General features: G+C 67.7%; 17 protein-coding genes and 1 pseudogene. 13 read left to right on the top strand and 5 right to left on the bottom strand.

What is annotated here, in order from left to right; genetic code table 11:
- The first annotated feature begins 14 nt into the window (after positions 1-14).
- Entirely contained in the window at positions 15-983 is a 969-nt protein-coding gene (ygfZ, locus tag AC6EI4_RS05570; RefSeq protein WP_498450897.1) for a CAF17-like 4Fe-4S cluster assembly/insertion protein YgfZ, read from the top strand.
- A gap of 6 nt (positions 984-989) precedes the next feature.
- On the opposite strand, the gene AC6EI4_RS05565 is transcribed toward ygfZ, so the two are convergent.
- Positions 990-1,409, bottom strand: a complete 420-nt coding sequence (locus AC6EI4_RS05565) for a VanZ family protein (protein ID WP_498425235.1) — start codon at positions 1,407-1,409, stop codon at positions 990-992.
- 4 nt (positions 1,410-1,413) lie between these two features.
- Positions 1,414-2,181: a response regulator transcription factor gene (locus AC6EI4_RS05560; protein ID WP_498450831.1), complete on the bottom strand. Its 768-nt coding sequence runs from the start codon at positions 2,179-2,181 to the stop codon at positions 1,414-1,416.
- A 77-nt stretch (positions 2,182-2,258) separates the two neighbouring features.
- On the opposite strand from AC6EI4_RS05560, the gene AC6EI4_RS05555 reads away from it, so the two are divergent.
- Positions 2,259-2,561, top strand: coding sequence for a MoaD/ThiS family protein (locus AC6EI4_RS05555; protein ID WP_498425237.1), 303 nt, complete (start codon positions 2,259-2,261; stop codon positions 2,559-2,561).
- Positions 2,562-2,640: 79 nt separating this feature from the next.
- On the opposite strand, the gene AC6EI4_RS05550 is transcribed toward AC6EI4_RS05555, so the two are convergent.
- Positions 2,641-3,102, bottom strand: coding sequence for an Hsp20/alpha crystallin family protein (locus AC6EI4_RS05550; RefSeq protein WP_498450830.1), 462 nt, complete (start codon positions 3,100-3,102; stop codon positions 2,641-2,643).
- 131 nt (positions 3,103-3,233) lie between these two features.
- On the opposite strand from AC6EI4_RS05550, the gene AC6EI4_RS05545 reads away from it, so the two are divergent.
- From AC6EI4_RS05545 to AC6EI4_RS05520, 6 genes are all read left to right on the top strand, one after another.
- Entirely contained in the window at positions 3,234-3,503 is a 270-nt protein-coding gene (locus AC6EI4_RS05545) for a MerR family transcriptional regulator (RefSeq protein ID WP_498450829.1), read from the top strand.
- A gap of 81 nt (positions 3,504-3,584) precedes the next feature.
- On the top strand, positions 3,585-4,076 hold the full coding sequence (locus AC6EI4_RS05540; protein ID WP_498450828.1) for a thioredoxin family protein: 492 nt from the start codon (positions 3,585-3,587) through the stop codon (positions 4,074-4,076).
- A gap of 90 nt (positions 4,077-4,166) precedes the next feature.
- Positions 4,167-5,819, top strand: coding sequence for a urocanate hydratase (gene hutU / locus AC6EI4_RS05535; RefSeq protein ID WP_498450827.1), 1,653 nt, complete (start codon positions 4,167-4,169; stop codon positions 5,817-5,819).
- 288 nt (positions 5,820-6,107) lie between these two features.
- Positions 6,108-6,578 carry a DUF4395 domain-containing protein gene (locus AC6EI4_RS05530; RefSeq protein WP_498450826.1) on the top strand — a complete coding sequence of 157 codons (471 nt, stop codon included), beginning with the start codon at positions 6,108-6,110 and terminating at the stop codon, positions 6,576-6,578.
- A 42-nt stretch (positions 6,579-6,620) separates the two neighbouring features.
- Entirely contained in the window at positions 6,621-7,469 is an 849-nt protein-coding gene (locus AC6EI4_RS05525) for a sulfurtransferase (protein ID WP_498450825.1), read from the top strand.
- Between the two features lies 1 nt (position 7,470).
- The gene (locus AC6EI4_RS05520) at positions 7,471-7,767 is read left to right on the top strand and encodes a DUF1416 domain-containing protein (RefSeq protein WP_498450824.1); all 297 of its coding nucleotides are present in this window, start codon (positions 7,471-7,473) and stop codon (positions 7,765-7,767) included.
- Between the two features lie 283 nt (positions 7,768-8,050).
- Here the strand turns inward: AC6EI4_RS05520 and dtd are convergent, their stop codons facing one another.
- On the bottom strand, positions 8,051-8,488 hold the full coding sequence (gene dtd / locus AC6EI4_RS05515) for a D-aminoacyl-tRNA deacylase (protein WP_498450896.1): 438 nt from the start codon (positions 8,486-8,488) through the stop codon (positions 8,051-8,053).
- A gap of 60 nt (positions 8,489-8,548) precedes the next feature.
- Here dtd and AC6EI4_RS05510 point away from each other — a divergent pair, with 60 nt between their 5' ends.
- From AC6EI4_RS05510 to AC6EI4_RS05490, 5 genes are all read left to right on the top strand, one after another.
- On the top strand, positions 8,549-9,421 hold the full coding sequence (locus AC6EI4_RS05510; RefSeq protein ID WP_498450823.1) for a beta-keto acid cleavage family enzyme: 873 nt from the start codon (positions 8,549-8,551) through the stop codon (positions 9,419-9,421).
- 169 nt (positions 9,422-9,590) lie between these two features.
- Positions 9,591-9,968 carry a hypothetical protein gene (locus tag AC6EI4_RS05505; protein ID WP_498450822.1) on the top strand — a complete coding sequence of 126 codons (378 nt, stop codon included), beginning with the start codon at positions 9,591-9,593 and terminating at the stop codon, positions 9,966-9,968.
- 73 nt (positions 9,969-10,041) lie between these two features.
- Positions 10,042-11,775 carry a DUF4012 domain-containing protein gene (locus tag AC6EI4_RS05500; protein ID WP_498450821.1) on the top strand — a complete coding sequence of 578 codons (1,734 nt, stop codon included), beginning with the start codon at positions 10,042-10,044 and terminating at the stop codon, positions 11,773-11,775.
- 86 nt (positions 11,776-11,861) lie between these two features.
- Complete coding sequence (locus AC6EI4_RS05495) at positions 11,862-12,356, top strand: heme-binding beta-barrel domain-containing protein (protein WP_498450820.1); 495 nt, start codon at positions 11,862-11,864, stop codon at positions 12,354-12,356.
- 116 nt (positions 12,357-12,472) lie between these two features.
- On the top strand, positions 12,473-13,873 hold the full coding sequence (locus AC6EI4_RS05490; protein WP_498450819.1) for a tyrosine-protein kinase domain-containing protein: 1,401 nt from the start codon (positions 12,473-12,475) through the stop codon (positions 13,871-13,873).
- 531 nt (positions 13,874-14,404) lie between these two features.
- Here AC6EI4_RS05490 and AC6EI4_RS05485 read toward each other — a convergent pair.
- Positions 14,405-15,736 (bottom strand): annotated as a pseudogene (locus tag AC6EI4_RS05485) (ISL3 family transposase).
- Between the last annotated feature and the right edge of the window lie 343 nt (positions 15,737-16,079).

Below are 16,079 nucleotides of genomic sequence, written 5' to 3'. Positions count from 1 at the left end.
GTCCACCCAGCCCGCTGCTGTCGCTGCCGGGCGCGGTGGCCGGCGACGGCATCGACGCCCCGGTCGCGGCGCACTACGGCTCGTTCAACACCGAGCAGCGCTCGCTGGCCGCCGGTGAGGGCTTCGTGGACCTCTCGCACCGCGACGTGCTGCGCCTGACCGGCCCGGACCGGCTGACCTGGCTGCACTCGCTGAGCACCCAGTTCCTCACCGACCTGCAGCCGGGGGTGTGGACCGCGGCGCTGATCCTGAGCCCGAACGGGCACGTCGAGCACGCCTTCTACGGCGTCGACGACGGCACGTCGTTCACCGCGCACACCGAGCCCGGCCAGGGGCAGCCGCTGATCGCGTTCCTGGAGCGGATGAAGTTCATGATGCGCGTCGAGATCGCCGACGTCACCGACGAGCTGGCCGTCACCTGGCGTCCCTCCTCGGCCGACCCGGCCGCGCAGCCGAGTGCCGACCCCTCCTCCTTCTACGCCCACTACAGCCTGATCCCTCGCTCCCAGCTCGAGACGTACGCCGCCGCGGCCGGCCCGGCGTGCGGGATGTGGGCCTTCGAGGCGCTGCGCATCGAGCACGGCGAGCCCCGGTTGGGCATCGACACCGACCACCGCACGATCCCCAACGAGGTCGGCTGGATCGGCAGCGCGGTGCACCTGGACAAGGGCTGCTACCGCGGGCAGGAGACGGTGGCCCGGGTGCACACCCTGGGTCGGCCGCCGCGCCGGCTGACGCTGTTGCACCTGGACGGCACCGAGAACCGGCTGCCCGCGCCGGGCGCCGAGCTGCGGCTGGGGGAGAAGGTGGTCGGGTTCGTCGGCTCGTCGGCGCGCCACCACGAGCTCGGCCCGATCGCGCTGGCGCTGGTCAAGCGCAACGTGTCGCTCGACGAGACGCTGCTCGCGGACGGGATCGTGGCCAGCCAGGAGGTCCTGGTCGACCCCGAGGTCGGGCTGCACGTGCGCCCCAAGCTGGGCTGAGCGCGCTCAGTCCGAGGTGGCGCGCGAGCGCAGCCAGGCCGTCGCCAGCGCCCCGATCCCGGCGCCGAGGGTGTTGGCCACCACGTCGCTGAACGTCGCCGAGCGGCCGCCGAGGAACAGCCCCTGGGCCAGCTCCACCGAGCAGGACAGCACGAACCCGTAGGCGACCCAGTCACGCCAGTCCGAGCGGGGCAGGAAGTAGGAGCCGAGCACCGCGAGCGGCACCAGCATCACCACGTTGAGGCCGAACTCCACCCGCCCCCCGGAGGCGAGGGTGGCCGGGACCCCCAGCCGCTGCAGCACGTCGGCGACGCCCGCGACGGTGGAGCTCGGCACCTGCGCGGAGGGGTGGAACAGGATGAACAGCAGCGCAGCGCCGTAGAGCGCCGACACGAGCGTGACGGCCCGGCGGTCCCAGGTCAGCACGCGGTCAGCTGTCGACCTTCTCCGACGCCGTCTCCGGTGCGGGGTCCGCGGGCGCCGCGGCCGGGACGGCGGGCGGCGCCTCGGTCTTCTCCTTGCTGGGCAGCACGAAGCGGTAGCCGACGTTGCGCACGGTGCCGATCAACGTCTCGTGCTCGGGGCCGAGCTTGGCGCGCAGCCGGCGCACGTGGACGTCGACGGTGCGGGTGCCGCCGAAGTAGTCGTAGCCCCAGACCTCCTGGAGCAGCTGCTGGCGGCTGAAGACGCGCCCGGGGTGCTGGGCCAGGAACTTCAGGAGCTCGAACTCCTTGAAGGTCAGGTCGAGGGGCCGGCCCCCGAGCTTGGCGGTGTAGGTGGCGTCATCGACGACCACCTCGCCGGTGCGGATCACGTGGGACTCGGGGTCGTCGGCGACGCGCTGGGCGGCGAGTCGGCCGATGGCGAGCTTGATCCGGGCCTCGAGCTCGGCGGGCCCGCAGGTGCCGAGGACGACGTCGTCCATGCCCCAGTCGGCGGTGGCCACCGACAGGCCGCCCTCGGTGAGGATCAGGATGACGGGCGCGTCGGAGCCGGTGGTGCGGATCAGCCGGCACAGGTCGCGGGCATGGGCCAGCTCCTGGCGGCCGTCGACGAGGAGCAGGTCCGCGTCGGGTGCCTCGAGCAGGGCGCTGCCCTCGGCGGGCAGGACCTTGACGGTGTGGGCCAGCAGGGAGAGCCCGGGCAGGACCTCGACTGACGGCTGAAGGGCGCTGGTGAGTAACAGCAGATTGCTCAAGCTGACTCCTCCCGGTTGACGAGGACCGGTCTGCGCCGTTGCATGCGTGCCTCGGGGGTTGGGAGAGAATACCGAGCATGAGCCAAGAAACGGGGCAGTCACACCGAATTGAGACGGACGTCATCCTGGTCCGCTACTGGGCCGGCGCCAAGGCGGCGGCCGGAGTGGACCACGACGAGATCCCCGTCGAGGCGGCGATCACGCTCAGTGACCTGATGGCGCGAGCGGTGCGGCTACACCCTGGCACCCGGCTGGGAGACGTGGTGCAGATCTGCTCGGTGCTGATCGGGGACCGCCCCGCCTCGGCCGAGGACCCCGATCAGGTGATGGTCGCCCCGGGGGCCACGGTGGAGTTCCTGCCGCCGTTCGCCGGCGGCTGAGCGGCGGGGCGAGAAGCCCCGGGTACGACGAAGCCGCCCGGCCCACGTGCGTAACGGGGCTCGGGCGGCTCGCCGGCGATCAGGACTGGACGGAGCCGGTGATGGCCTCGTGCTTGTCGGACTCGCTCAGCTCCGCGTCGGTGCCGGGGTGCGAGATCTGGATCTTGCGCGGCTTGGCGCGCTCGGCGACCGGCACCAGCAGGCGCAGCACACCGGCGTCGTAGGACGCCTCGATGCGCTCGAGGTCGAGGTTGTCGCCGAGCACGAGCTGGCGGCTGAACGCGCCGCGCGGGCGCTCGCTGGCGAGCATCTCCCAGTCCCCGTTGCGGCCCACGCGCTCGGCGCGGACGGTCAGCACGTTGCGCTCGACGTCGAGGTCGATGCTCTCGGGGGAGACGCCGGGTAGGTCGAACTCGATGACGAAGCGGTCGCCCTCACGCCAGGCGTCCATCGCCATGACGGCCGGCCGGTTGGTGGTGCCCAACATCTGCTGGGTGAGGCGGTCGAGGTCGCGGAACGGGTCGGCAGTGCGGAGCAACATGTCATCCTCCCTGTCTTCGGATCACGGATCACTTGTCTTCTGGGTCACCGCTGATCTGTAATCGGCGATACAGGTTTCTTATAACCCAAGGAGTAGCCTGGAATCAAGACCCCAAACCCGAGGAGTTGCGGATGCCGGAGGAGACGCGTGGAGTCTTCGCGATCTCGGTCGCGGCCGAGATGGTCTCGATGCAGGTGCAGAACCTGCGCGTCTACGAGCGCCGCGGTCTCCTCGAGCCGGCCCGCACGCCGGGCGGCACCCGCCTCTACAGTCGCGCCGACGTACGGCGGCTGCAGCGGATCCGCGAACTGCTCGACGAGGGCCTGAACCTCGCCGGCATCGCCCGGGTGCTGGCGCTGGAGGACGAGGTACGGCGGCTGCGGGCGGGGCTGGGGGAGTAGGTCAGCAGATGGAGCGGGGGCTGACCGAGTTGTAAGCCCTGATGGGAATGCCATGGCAGATGGCCGCGTTGGTCAAGGGATGTGAACACCGGAGCCTGGGTCCTCATCGCCGCGGTCATCCTGGCTGTCGGCTTCGGCCTCTACCGCGCGGCTACCGATGGGCGCTTCCGTGGCACCCACCGCGTCCGGGTAACCGAGGATCAGCCGTCGGTCGAGACCACCGAGGAGACCCCCACGCCCGCCGAGCAGCAGGACCTCAACGTCCTCGCCCACACCGACATCGCCCACGAACTCGGAGAGCGCGCCACGCTGCTGCAGTTCTCCTCGGCGTTCTGCGCCCCGTGCCGGGTCACCCGCCGCACGCTCGCCGAGGTGGCCGAGCTCGTCCCGGGCGTGACGCACGTCGAGGTCGACGCCGAGCATCATCTCGACCTGGTCCGCCGGCTCGGCATCCTGCGCACACCGACGACGCTGATCCTCGATGAGCACGGCCAGGAGATCACCCGCGCCGCCGGCGCGCCGCGCAAGGACGCGGTGCTGTCCACGCTGGCCAACACGCTCAACCAGGACTGACCCCGCATCGCCTCTGGCGCGCAACCGCGTCAGGGGAGTGAGATGGGGCCGGGCGCCCGCGACCGCCGTGGCGGCCACGAGGAGGCCGCGATGCAGGGGTCCCGTCCGGTCCGCGCCCCACGCGGCACCACCCTGACCGCCCGGAGCTGGCAGACCGAGGCACCGTTGCGGATGCTGATGAACAACCTCGACCCCGAGGTGGCCGAGCGCCCCGACGACCTGGTCGTGTACGGCGGGACCGGCCGCGCCGCCCGCGACTGGGCCAGCTTCGACGCGCTGGTCCGCACCCTCACCACCCTCGAGGGCGACGAGACGATGCTCGTGCAGTCGGGCCGCCCGGTCGGCGTGCTGCGCACCCACGAGTGGGCGCCGCGGGTGATCCTCGCCAACTCCAACCTGGTCGGCGACTGGGCCACCTGGCCGGAGTTCCGTCGCCTCGAGCAGCTCGGCCTGACCATGTACGGCCAGATGACCGCCGGGTCGTGGATCTACATCGGCACCCAGGGGATCGTGCAGGGCACCTACGAGACCTTCGCCGCCGTGGCCGACAAGCGCTTCGGGGGGACTCTGGCCGGCACCCTCACGCTGACCGGCGGCTGCGGCGGGATGGGCGGCGCGCAACCGCTCGCGGTCACCATGAACGACGGCGTCTGCCTCGTCGTCGACGTGGACCCGGCCCGGCTCGCGCGCCGGGTCCGCGACCGCTACCTCGACGAGGTCGCCGACGACCTCGACGACGCCGTGAGGAAGGCGCTGGCCGCCAAGCGGGAGCACCGGGCGCACTCCATCGGTCTGGTCGGCAACTGCGCGGAGGTCTTCCCCGAGCTGCTGCGCCGCGGGGTGGAGGTCGACGTCGTCACCGACCAGACCTCCGCGCACGACCCGCTGTCCTACCTGCCGCTCGGCGTCGGCCTCGAGGACTGGAGCCAGCGCGCCGCCGCGGACCCGGCCGACTTCACCCTCCGCGCCCGGCAGGCGATGGCCTGTCACGTCGAGGCGATGGTGGGCTTCCTGGACGCGGGCGCCGAGGTCTTCGACTACGGCAACTCGCTGCGCAGCGAGGCGCAGCTCGGCGGCTTCGAGCGGGCCTTCGACTTCCCCGGCTTCGTGCCGGCCTACATTCGGCCGCTGTTCTGCGCGGGCCGGGGCCCATTCCGCTGGGCTGCGTTGTCGGGCGACCCAGCCGACATTCACGCCACCGACCGCGCCGTGCTGGACCTCTTCGGCGACGACGACCGGCTACAGAAGTGGATCCGCGGCGCGCGCGAGCGGGTCGCCTTCCAGGGGCTGCCCGCGCGGATCTGCTGGCTGGGACACGGCGAGCGCGACCGGGCCGGGCTGCGGTTCAACGAGATGGTCGCCTCGGGCGAGCTCTCCGCGCCCGTCGTGATCGGGCGCGACCACCTCGACTCCGGGTCGGTGGCCTCGCCGTACCGGGAGACCGAGTCGATGCGGGACGGCTCCGACGCGATCGCCGATTGGCCGCTGCTCAACGCGATGCTCAACACCGCCTCGGGGGCCACCTGGGTCTCGATCCACCACGGCGGCGGCGTCGGCATCGGCCGCTCGATCCACGCCGGCCAGGTCAGCGTCGCGGACGGGACGCCGCTGGCCGCGCAGAAGCTCGCCCGAGTGCTGGCCAACGACCCCGCTTCGGGGGTGTTGCGCCACGTGGACGCAGGCTATCCCGAGGCGCACGACGTGGCTCGCGCGCACGGTCTGCGGACCCCGATGGCCGAGTGACCCGCAGGCTTCGCGTCTCGAAACGTGGACGGCATGACCGCATCGTGAGACCCGCGTTTCCGGGTGTCGCCGGGACGGCCTACTGTTCTCAGCATGTCCTCGACCATGCTGACCAAGCGCCGCGCAGTGGATCACTGCCTCGTGCGCTCGTCGCTGTGTCGAATGTCCTGACGGGACGTCTCTCCCTATGCGCGTGACCGCAGGCTGACGCCTGTCTGGAGCGTCGCGGCGTCCCGATGCTGTGCCCGTGTGGCCCCCCGGACATCGAGACATCTCCCAGGAGTAGCCGTGAGCTCGCAGATCGACCCTCGTGGTCCCCAGTTCAGCGCCGCCGTCACCGCGGTCGTCCTGGCCGTCGTCCTGTTGACGGCGCCGGGCCCCCTCGGGATCGGGCTGCTCGCCGCCCAGGCGGCCCTCTTTGCGGTCGGTGTGGGCCTGGGGGTGCAGCGCACGCCGCAGTCCTGGCTGTTCCGCACTCTGATCCGGCCCCGGCTGAGCGCCCCGAGCGAGCTCGAGGACGCCGCGCCGCCGCGCTTCGCCCAGGCGGTGGGCCTCACCTTCGCGCTGATCGCGTTGGTCGGCTACCTCGGCGGTCTCGAGCTGCTCGGCGCGGTCGCCACCGGGTTCGCGCTGGTCGCGGCCCTGCTCAACGCGGTCTTCGCGTTCTGCCTCGGCTGCGAGCTCTACCTGCTGGTGCGTCGGGCCCTTACGCGCACCGCGACCGCCCGCCAGCTCTTCCTCGAGTCCTCCATCCACTGACCTTCGCCCCACCCCAGTCGTCATCAATCGAAAGGCATTCCCATGAGCCGCGAGACCGCTCTCGTCACCGCCCAGTGGGTCGAGGACAACCTCGACAACCCCGACGTCGTCCTGATCGAGGTCGACGAGGACACCACCTCCTACGACAAGGGCCACATCCGTGGCGCGATCAAGTTCGACTGGACCACCGACCTGCAGGACCAGGTGCGTCGTGACGCCGTCAACAAGCAGCAGTTCGAGGCCCTGCTGAGCAAGAACGGCGTGAGCAACGACCACACCGTCGTGCTCTACGGCGGCAACAACAACTGGTTCGCGGCCTACGCCTACTGGTACTTCAAGCTCTACGGCCACCAGGACGTCCGGCTGCTCGACGGCGGGCGCAAGAAGTGGGAGCTCGACAGCCGCGAGCTGGTCGACGCCATCCCCACGCGTGAGGCCACCACCTACACCGCGCAGGAGCAGGACACCTCCATCCGCGCGTTCCGCGACGAGGTCGTCGAGGCGATCGGCGTGAAGAACCTGGTCGACGTCCGCAGCCCCGACGAGTACGCCGGTCGCCTGCTGGCGCCGGCCCACCTCCCGCAGGAGCAGGCCCAGCGTGCCGGGCACATCCCGACCGCGGCCAACGTCCCGTGGAGCAAGGCAGCCAACGACGACGGCACCTTCAAGTCCGACGACGAACTGCGCAAGCTCTACACCGACGCCGGCGTGGACTGGGACAAGGAGACGATCGCCTACTGCCGCATCGGCGAGCGTTCCAGCCACACCTGGTTCGTGCTGCACGAGCTGCTCGGCGACAAGTCCACCAAGAACTACGACGGCTCGTGGACCGAGTACGGCTCGCTGATCGGCGTCCCCGTGGTCCTCGGCGACGACGCCGGGGTGGCCTGAGATGTGCGGAGCCACCGAGGGCGGTCTGTCGCTCGACGGCGTCAACGTCGCCAAGGAGGCGGTGATCCAGGGCCAGGTCCTGCGCGCCGGCGAGCCGGTCGGCAACGCCTACGTGCGCCTGCTGGACCGGACCGGTGAGTTCACCGCCGAGGTCCCTACCTCGGCGACCGGCCACTTCCGCTTCTTCGCCAAGGACGGGGAGTGGACGCTGCGCACGCTGGCGCCCAAGGCCGAGACCGTCGACCGGAAGGTGCGTGCGCAGATCGGCAGCATCGCCGAGGTGACGGTCACCCTCTGACCGTCAGTTTCAGGCGCACGATAATTGCGGGACGTCGGAAAACCTTTACTCCGTCAAGGAGGCGTGAAGGTCCCGGCGTCCCGCATTGTGTTTCCCGGCGGCATTTGTCACTCACGGGGGAGACGTGCGATGGAAGGTACACGCAGTCGGCGGCGCAGGAGCGTCCATCCGGTGGTCCAGCGCCGCCGGAAGAGAATCGCCCAATGGATCACCTTGACGCTGGTGTTGCTGGTGACCGCTTACCTCGTCTACCGGGCCCTGACGTACACCGGCTGAGAATCGTTCAGCCCGGACGCGGGCTCTCGAGGATCACCGTGAAGGGGCCGTCGTTCACGGACTCCACGCGCATGTCCGCCCCGAAGACGCCGCGCTCGACCTGGGCGCCCAGGCGCACGAGCTCAGCACATAGCGCGTCATACGTCGGCTTGCTGACCTCGCGAGGGGCGGCCGCCTGCCAGGTGGGGCGACGCCCCTTGCGCACGTCGCCGTACAAGGTGAATTGACTGACCACCAGGATCGGCGCGTCGATCTCGGAGGCCGACCGCTCGTCGTCGAGCAGGCGCAGCTCCCACAGCTTGCGCGCCATCCAGGCGATGTCGGCCGAGCCGTCGTCGTGGGTGATACCGACGTAGGCGAGGAGGCCCGGGCGGGCTAGGCGGCCAACAACCTTTTCGTCGACAACCACGCTGGCCGTCAGGACTCGCTGAACAACCGCCTTCACGACGTAAGTCCTCCTGCATGTCCGGTCGACGGGCTCAGCGGAGTCTGCCACGATGTCGCCATGGTCGCCGTCCCCGACGATCGGCTGCTGATCACCGTCGCGCCCACCGGCGCCGAGACCAGCAAGGCCGACTGCCCCCAGCTCCCGACCACCCTCGAGGAGCTCGTCGCCACGGCGCGCGAGTGCGAGGCCGCCGGGGCGGGAATGGTCCACGTGCACATTCGCGACGACGAGCACCGCCCGACGCTGGACCCGGGGCGTCTCCACGACACCTTGGCCGCGCTGCGTGAGGCGACCACCATGGTGGTCCAGCTCTCCACCGGCGGCTCGGTGCACGATCCGCTCGAGGCGCGGCTGAAGGTTCTGGATGCCAAGCCCGACTCGTGCAGCCTGACGATGGGCACGACGAACTTCGGCGATGACGTGTTCGCCAACCCGTGGCCGTTCATCTGCGAGCTCTACCAGCTCAGCCAGGAGCGGCAGGTGGTGCCGGAATTCGAGCTCTTCGACCTCGGCCACGTGCATGCGCTGTCCCGACTGCTGGATCGCTATGGGCTGCCCTATGGCGGCAAGGTGCACTGCGACCTGGTGATGGGAGTCCCCGGCGCGATGCCCGGCACCGCCGACGCCCTCGTCGCTGCCGTGGCGGCGCTGCCCCCGGAGGTGACCAGCTGGTCGGCAACCGGGGTCGGTCGCTCCACCGTGCCGGTAGCGCTGGCCGCGCTGGCCAAAGGGGGGCACCTGCGGGTCGGCATGGAGGACGTGCTCACCCTGTCGCGCGGAGTGCCGGTGAGCGCCAACCGGGAGCTGGTGGAGCGGGCGGTCGCGATGGGCGCGCTGGCACAACGGGTTCCGATGTCAGGTGGCGAAGCGCGGGAATTGCTCGGTCTCCGATCGCTGGTGGGCACTGTGTCGGACGCGAATCGTCGATGACGTGGAGATGAATTTCATGTGACGACTAGTCCACGACCGGGGCCCTGACGTGCGCATTGGGTGGTTTACCCCTATGGTGAGGCTTCGACTTGACGTATATCGGCCCGCCTGGGCCACATGGGGAGACACGATGAAGAAGCTCATGGCTGGGATTATCTCGGCTTTTCTGATGACCCTGGGGCTCGTGAGCCTCTCCGGCGCCCCGGCGTCCGCCGCGCCGTACCCGGGCACGACGCCGACCGAGGTTAAGAGCAAGCCGCTCAAGCCCAACAAGGCCGGCAAGCCCCGCATCAAGGTGAACATCGCCCCGGTCGAGGGAGCGGCGGGCAAGGCGCGCGGCAAGGTGCTGATCACCTTCGTGCGTCGCGACGGCCGGTTCAGTTACTCGGTCCAGCGCGCCTACTCCGGCAACCCGCGCAACATCGTGGTGCCGAGCGTGAAGAAGCCCGGTCGCTACGTCGTCACCGTGACGTTCGTCCCCGGTAACAACTCGGTCTACGCGCCGAGCACCAACGTCTTCCAGACGACGGTGAAGCAGCGCCGCTGATCTAGCTTTACCTCAGAATACCCCCGTCCGGGATGCCCGGACGGGGGTATTCTATGTCTGAAAGGATGACGCCGTGTTCACGCGACGACGGACTATCCAACTCGTACCTGTGGTCTTACTTCTGGGCGTTATTGCCTACACCGCTTGGTCTGCCCGGACTGTCGAACACCACCTTCGCAGGGCAGAAATCGCCGTTTCGCGCCTCCAGGTGGCCGTCAGCAGCGGCGATCAGGCCCGGGCACGGGAAGAAGCGCGTCGCCTGCGCGACGCGGCATCGGAGGCCAGGCGCGGTACGGACGGCGCTTGGTGGCAGGCGCTAAGCCGCGTGCCTGTGCTAGGCGACGACATCGGGGGTGTCCGCGCGGTTAGCCGATCACTCGATTTACTGGCCTCCGGCGCAGTTGACCCACTGTTGGCCAGTTCGGGAAGCGTCGATACCCTTATCGTCGATGGGCGAATCGATCTCGGCGCCGTCTCGGATCTTGCAAAGCCGCTGGCGCAGAGCCATCGGACCGCCGAGGTGGCCGCCGAGCAGGTCGTTGGCCTGGACAGTTCCGGCTATGTCGGCCGGCTCCAGGGACGTTTTGACGACTATGTCGAACGGATTGAATCCCTACGGGAAGGTCTCGGCTCGGCGAGGAGTGCTGTCGACCTGTTGCCCACCATGGCGGGTGGAACTGAAAAGAGGCGTTACCTGCTCGTCTTTCAGAACAATGCGGAGATCCGAGCCACCGGTGGTCTGCCCGGTGCCTTCGCGGAAGTGATGGTCCACGACGGACGGCTCGCGATGGTACGGCAGGGATCCGGCGGCGACTTCGGAGAGCGGGAGGAAGCAGTTCTGCCCCTCAGCGATGCTGAACGCTACTTCTACGGTGAGCAACTGGGCACGTATTTCGTCGACGCTAACTTCACCCCGGATTTTCCTCGAGCAGCGGAGCTGATGGCTGCGCGTTGGGAGGAGATCTACCGGGAGGAGTTGGACGGGGTGATCGCTCTGGATCCAGTGGCGCTCTCGTACTTGTTGAAGGGAACGGGGCCGGTAGCCGTCGGCGAGAAGACGTTCACTAGTGAGAACCTTGTCCAAGGGCTTCTCAACGAGCCGTACCTCACGATGGATCCCGCAGACCAGGATCGGCTTTTTGCTCATGTTGCCCGGGCTGTCTTTGATGCCGCTACGAGCGAATTGCAGTCCCCATTAGAATTCGTGAGGGGCCTCCAACGCTCTGCGATGGAGGGTCGTCTCCTGATCGCACCGTTCATAGAGTCAGAAAGGGCGGCGCTGGGCGATTCCGTAGTGTTGGGTGGTCTGAGTGGTGATGACGGATCCGTCCCGCACGTCGATATTTCGTTGAACGACTCCACGGGTTCCAAGATGTCCTACTACCTGCGTTCGAACGCGCGTGTCCGGTCGGTCGCCTGTCACCATGGTCGTCAGGCGCTCTCGGCGTCTCTGCGCCTCGGATCGGCCATTGCCGCCAACGAGGCTCGGGACCTGCCCGATTACCTGACGGGCGGGGGGGTGCACGGCACGGATGCAGGCAGTCAACTCGTCCAGGTGCGCATTTTTGGTCCCTACGGCGGCTCGATCGACCAAGCGATGCTGGAAGGAGAGGAGCTAGGGGCCCGAGTGGTCAACATGGATGGCCGACCCGCCATCCGGTTCGTCGCCCTGCTATCGAGCCTAGAGGAGCTCCAGCTGACCTGGGAGATGACCACGGCGCAAGGACAGGAGGCTGGCGCAGAGGTGGCCTTGACGCCTGGGATCGTGCCTCGGGACAAGATCACCACTGTCCCCAGCAGTTGCTGAGTCTGTGGGGCCAGTCCCACGCATGGGCTGAGGAAGGCCACCCTGATGACCAGCTACCGGTGGGCCGGCAGCCTAGACTCGCATCCATGCCTTTCGAACTGCCAGACAACTTGCACCCTGACTGTGCACCCGTCGCGTGGATGCTTGGCACCTGGCGCGGCAATGGTCACGGCGACTACCCAACGATCGAGCCGTTCCAGTTCGGCCAAGAACTGATCTTCGCGCACGACGGCCGACCGTTCTTTCATTACATGGCCCGCTCGTGGATGGTTGATGAGCACGGGGAGAAGATCCGCGAAGCTGCCGTCGAAACCGGCTTTCTCCGGGCGCGGCCCGAGGGGAAGGTGGAGCTTGTGCTCGCTCACCACACAGGCTTCGCCGAGGTCTGGTACGGAACGGCTGGCGAAGGAAAGCTGGAAATCGCCACCGACGCCGTCATGCGCACGAACTCTGCCAAGGAGGTTGCGGCCGGGCATCGCCTGTATGGGAACGTCGAGGGTGATCTGCTGTACGCCTATGACATGGCTGCAGTGGGTCAACCCTTGCAGCCTCACCTGTGGGCCCGTCTCAGGCGGCAATGAGGATAGGGTCACGGGGGGTGTGTACGCAGACACCTCGTAATGAAGTGGTAGGCGGTCCGAAGCCCTAGAGTATGCGCAGACGTCCTTAGTGTCTGCAGCCGATCGGAGAGTTCAGAGTGGAATTGCGTGACTATCTGCGGACCCTCCGCCGCCGATGGCTTCTGATCCTAGTGACAACCGCAGTCGTACTTGGAGCCGCTGCAGTCCTTACCTTTACCGCGACTCCACAGTTCGCTTCGTCCGCGCGGTTGTTCGTTTCCACGTCGCAAGCCGATACCGCTGAGGCTTACCAAGGCGGGCTCTTCTCCGCGCAAAGAGTGACATCGTACGCGGATCTGGCCACAAGCCGGGAGTTGGCCCAATCAGTCATTGACGACTTGGGGTTGACCAGCACGCCCGAGGAACTGACCTCGCAGATATCTGCCTCGGTCGTCCCTGAGACGGTCATTCTAGAGTTGACTGTGGTTGACGAAGATGCGACGGACGCTCAGCGATTGGCGGAAGCTGTCGCTGAAGGACTTGTCGCGATGGTTCGCGAAATCGAGACGCCGGTCGGGCGAGCAGAGCCTCCCATCCGTGCCTCAATCGTAGATCCAGCGTCCTACTCAGAAACTCCGGTAGCTCCCAAGCCCGCGAGAAATCTTGTGCTGGGAGCGGCGTTAGGCCTTCTGCTTGGCCTGGGAATCGCATTGCTGCGCGACCTGCTGGACACTACAATCAAGTCCTCGGAGGATGTTGGAGCAATTGTCGATGCTCCGCTCATGGGGACAATTGACTATGACTCCTCGACCCGGTCGCGGCCTCTCATTACCGCGTTGGATTCACATGCCCCCCGTGTGGAGTCATTTCGTGTTCTACGCACCAATTTGCAGTTCTTGGAGATCGATCGACCAGACAAGGTTGTGGTCGTGACCTCCGCGCTTCCCTCAGAGGGTAAGACGACCACCGCCGTCAACCTCGCCATCGCGTTGGCTCAAGCGGGTCAACGGGTTGTCCTTGTTGAGTGTGATCTCAGGCGGCCCAAGGCAGCAGCGGCCCTCGGACTGGACAACGCCATCGGTGTCACCACGGTGCTCGTGGGTAAGGTCGCGTTGAGCGATGCGCTGCAGGTGCACGAGGAGTCTGGATTGCACATGCTGGCGAGCGGAGCCGTGCCTCCGAACCCAGCCGAACTCCTGCAATCAAAGGCGATGAGCGAACTCCTTGCCACGCTACGCATGGATTACGACATTGTTCTGATCGACGCACCTCCACTGCTGCCCGTTACTGACGCAGCGATCCTGGCCGCTTCGGCGGATGGTGCGCTGCTTGTACTGCGTCACGGCAAGACCACCAAGGATCAACTGACCGGCGCGCTGGACCGTCTGGGGCAGGTAGATGGACGACTCTTGGGCCTGGTTTTGAACATGGTGCCAGCGGGACGCCGCGGAGGTTACGGCTACGGCTACGGCTACGGCTACGCTCCCTTGTCCTCCGAGAGAGTGAGGGACGGCAGCGTGAAAATCGGTGACTCCTGATCTGTGAAGAGTTTCGCTTGCTGGGGTTGCTTTGCGAAAGGCGCATGTCGATAGGTGGGACTGGCTCGAACACTCGGCCGGTAACACGGTCCAAGGGGACTGGGTGCGGCCTGCGAACGAAGCGTCCTGACGATCTGCTGGGCCTACTTGTGCAGCAGGCCGGGGTCCAACTCGCCTGTGCCCACCACTCCTCACCGCTCGGCGACCACGCGCGTAGTTCTCCTGGGAGTTAGTTGCCCTCGACCTGGACGCCAACGTCGGGTAGGTCGACGAGGGGTCGCCGCAGGGCTCCATACCGGTGAGCGCATCGATGCACGAAGAAGCCCGGCTCGCCCTGCGTGAGGGCGGGCAGGGGCCGGTGGAGTCGTGCTCATTCGAGCAGATTGTCTAGTGGACTCGCTTACCGGTTGGACCCCGCTGGAGCTCGCGTGCGCGCGATGCACGGCGCGATCCTTCGCGACAACGTGACCACTGGGTTCTGCCCTCGGTGAGTGCGCTCACCGCAGGCAGACCCTAACCGGGAAAAGTGGCTCATCGCATTTGAGGGTGTAGGAGTCGGGGTTTGAAGCCTCCGGTCTCGAGTAGGGACCTGGCGATGTAGTTGGTCAGGTTGCGGAAGCCGAGTGCGGATCCGCGGAGGTGCCCGAGGCGCCCGTTGATCGCCTCAGTGGGTCCGTTGGATGTGCCGGGTCGGTCGAAGTAGGCCAGCACATCGACGGCGCGCTTGGTCAGCGTATTACCCAGCGTGGTGAGCTCGACAAGCGCAGCCGGGACCCCGGTGCTGACCGCGGCGATGACCTGCTCCATGAGGCCGCGCCCCAGGACGCGGTCGGGTTCGCGGTAGGCGCCGATCATCCGCTGGTAGATGCCCCAGGTCGCCTCGACCTCGACGTGGGTGTCGGTGGCGAACAGGTCGCTCAACCGGTGGCGCTGCTTGTCGGTGAGGAGGGTCGCGCCGGTGTGCAGGGTGCGGCGCGCCTTGTACAGCGGATCGTCCTTGCGGCCCCGGTGGCCGTGCAGGTTCTGCTGGACCCGCCTGCGGCAGCGGTCCAGGGCATCGCCAGCCAGACACACCACGTGGAAGGGATCCATCACCGTCACCGTGTCGGGCAGTTCCTCGGTGGCGGCGCTCTTGAAGCCGGTGAACCCGTCCATCGCGACCACCTCCACACCGTCGCGCCAAGCCTGGGGCCGTGCGGCGAGCCAGGTCTTAAGCGCCTGCTTCGAGCGACCCTCGACCATTCCAACAGCCGCGCCGGGCCGGTGCCGTCACGGATTGGGGTCAGATCGATGATCACGGTCACGTATTTGTCGCCGCGCCTGGTGTGGCGCCACACGTGCTCATCGACGGCGAGCAGGCGGACGCCATCGAAGCGAGCGGGATCCTCGATCAGCACCCGTCGACCTTCGGCCAGGACGGCGTCGTTCGCGGTGTGCCAGGCGACCCCGAGCCCGTCAGCGACGCGGGCGACGGTGAGGTGCTGCACCACGATCGCCTCGAGTGCCCACCGCAGCCCGCGACGCGACAGCGTCGCTCGTGGCTCGGCGGCCCGGGTGGTGTCTTGGCGCCACACGTGCCCACAGTCGACGCACCGATAGCGACGGATGCTCACGACCAAGGTGGTCGGACGCCAGCCGAGTGGTTCGTGGGCCAAGGTCCGGGTGGCGGTGTCGCGTGGGCTACCTTCGCAGCCGCAACGTCACACCACTGGTCAGGTTCGACGACCCGGCAGGCCGGGACCGCGCGATCGTGCTCGAGGCGCTGACCGGTGACGACGAGGCCGAGCTCGTCAAGCCTGCAGAAGGTGGACAGGTCGGGTGGGCGAACGCATTCGAGCGGTCGTCGACGGTAGCGTCAGGCACGTCGAGGTCGTGACTGCTGCCCGAGTAGGTGACATCTTGACCTGTCACCCGATCGTGCAGCAGTCCTGTCTTTCGAGATGAGCGTGTAGGAGCCTTCACCCTCGGGAGACCTCGACGCCTATCCCGGGACCGACGCGCCAGCCCGACCTACACCCTCAACTGCGACGAGCCCTTTAAGGCTCGAACTGGGCACAAACCCCGCGAAGCAGGACGCCACGCCATGCCGAACTTGGCCCGCGGGAAGGGCCACCCAGGCGATGGTAAGAGCGGGTCGCGCTGCCCCCAACGGTGACTTTCGCGTACTGGGTGAGGATCAAGCGTCCACGCGAGTGGCTATTCTCGC

It is taken from the genome of Nocardioides sp. Z43_10, assembly GCF_059766615.1.
Note: the sequence above shows the minus strand (reverse complement) of the source record. Positions and strands in the feature narration are given on the sequence as shown.

Coding starts and splice junctions, on each gene's coding strand:
- AC6EI4_RS05555 (WP_498425237.1), top strand. CDS start 2,259: ATGAGCCAAGAAACGGGGCAGTCACACCGAATTGAGACGGACGTCATC.
- AC6EI4_RS05550 (WP_498450830.1), bottom strand. CDS start 3,102: ATGTTGCTCCGCACTGCCGACCCGTTCCGCGACCTCGACCGCCTCACC.
- AC6EI4_RS05545 (WP_498450829.1), top strand. CDS start 3,234: ATGCCGGAGGAGACGCGTGGAGTCTTCGCGATCTCGGTCGCGGCCGAG.
- hutU (WP_498450827.1), top strand. CDS start 4,167: ATGCAGGGGTCCCGTCCGGTCCGCGCCCCACGCGGCACCACCCTGACC.
- AC6EI4_RS05525 (WP_498450825.1), top strand. CDS start 6,621: ATGAGCCGCGAGACCGCTCTCGTCACCGCCCAGTGGGTCGAGGACAAC.
- AC6EI4_RS05520 (WP_498450824.1), top strand. CDS start 7,471: ATGTGCGGAGCCACCGAGGGCGGTCTGTCGCTCGACGGCGTCAACGTC.
- AC6EI4_RS05510 (WP_498450823.1), top strand. CDS start 8,549: ATGGTCGCCGTCCCCGACGATCGGCTGCTGATCACCGTCGCGCCCACC.
- AC6EI4_RS05505 (WP_498450822.1), top strand. CDS start 9,591: ATGACCCTGGGGCTCGTGAGCCTCTCCGGCGCCCCGGCGTCCGCCGCG.
- AC6EI4_RS05495 (WP_498450820.1), top strand. CDS start 11,862: ATGCCTTTCGAACTGCCAGACAACTTGCACCCTGACTGTGCACCCGTC.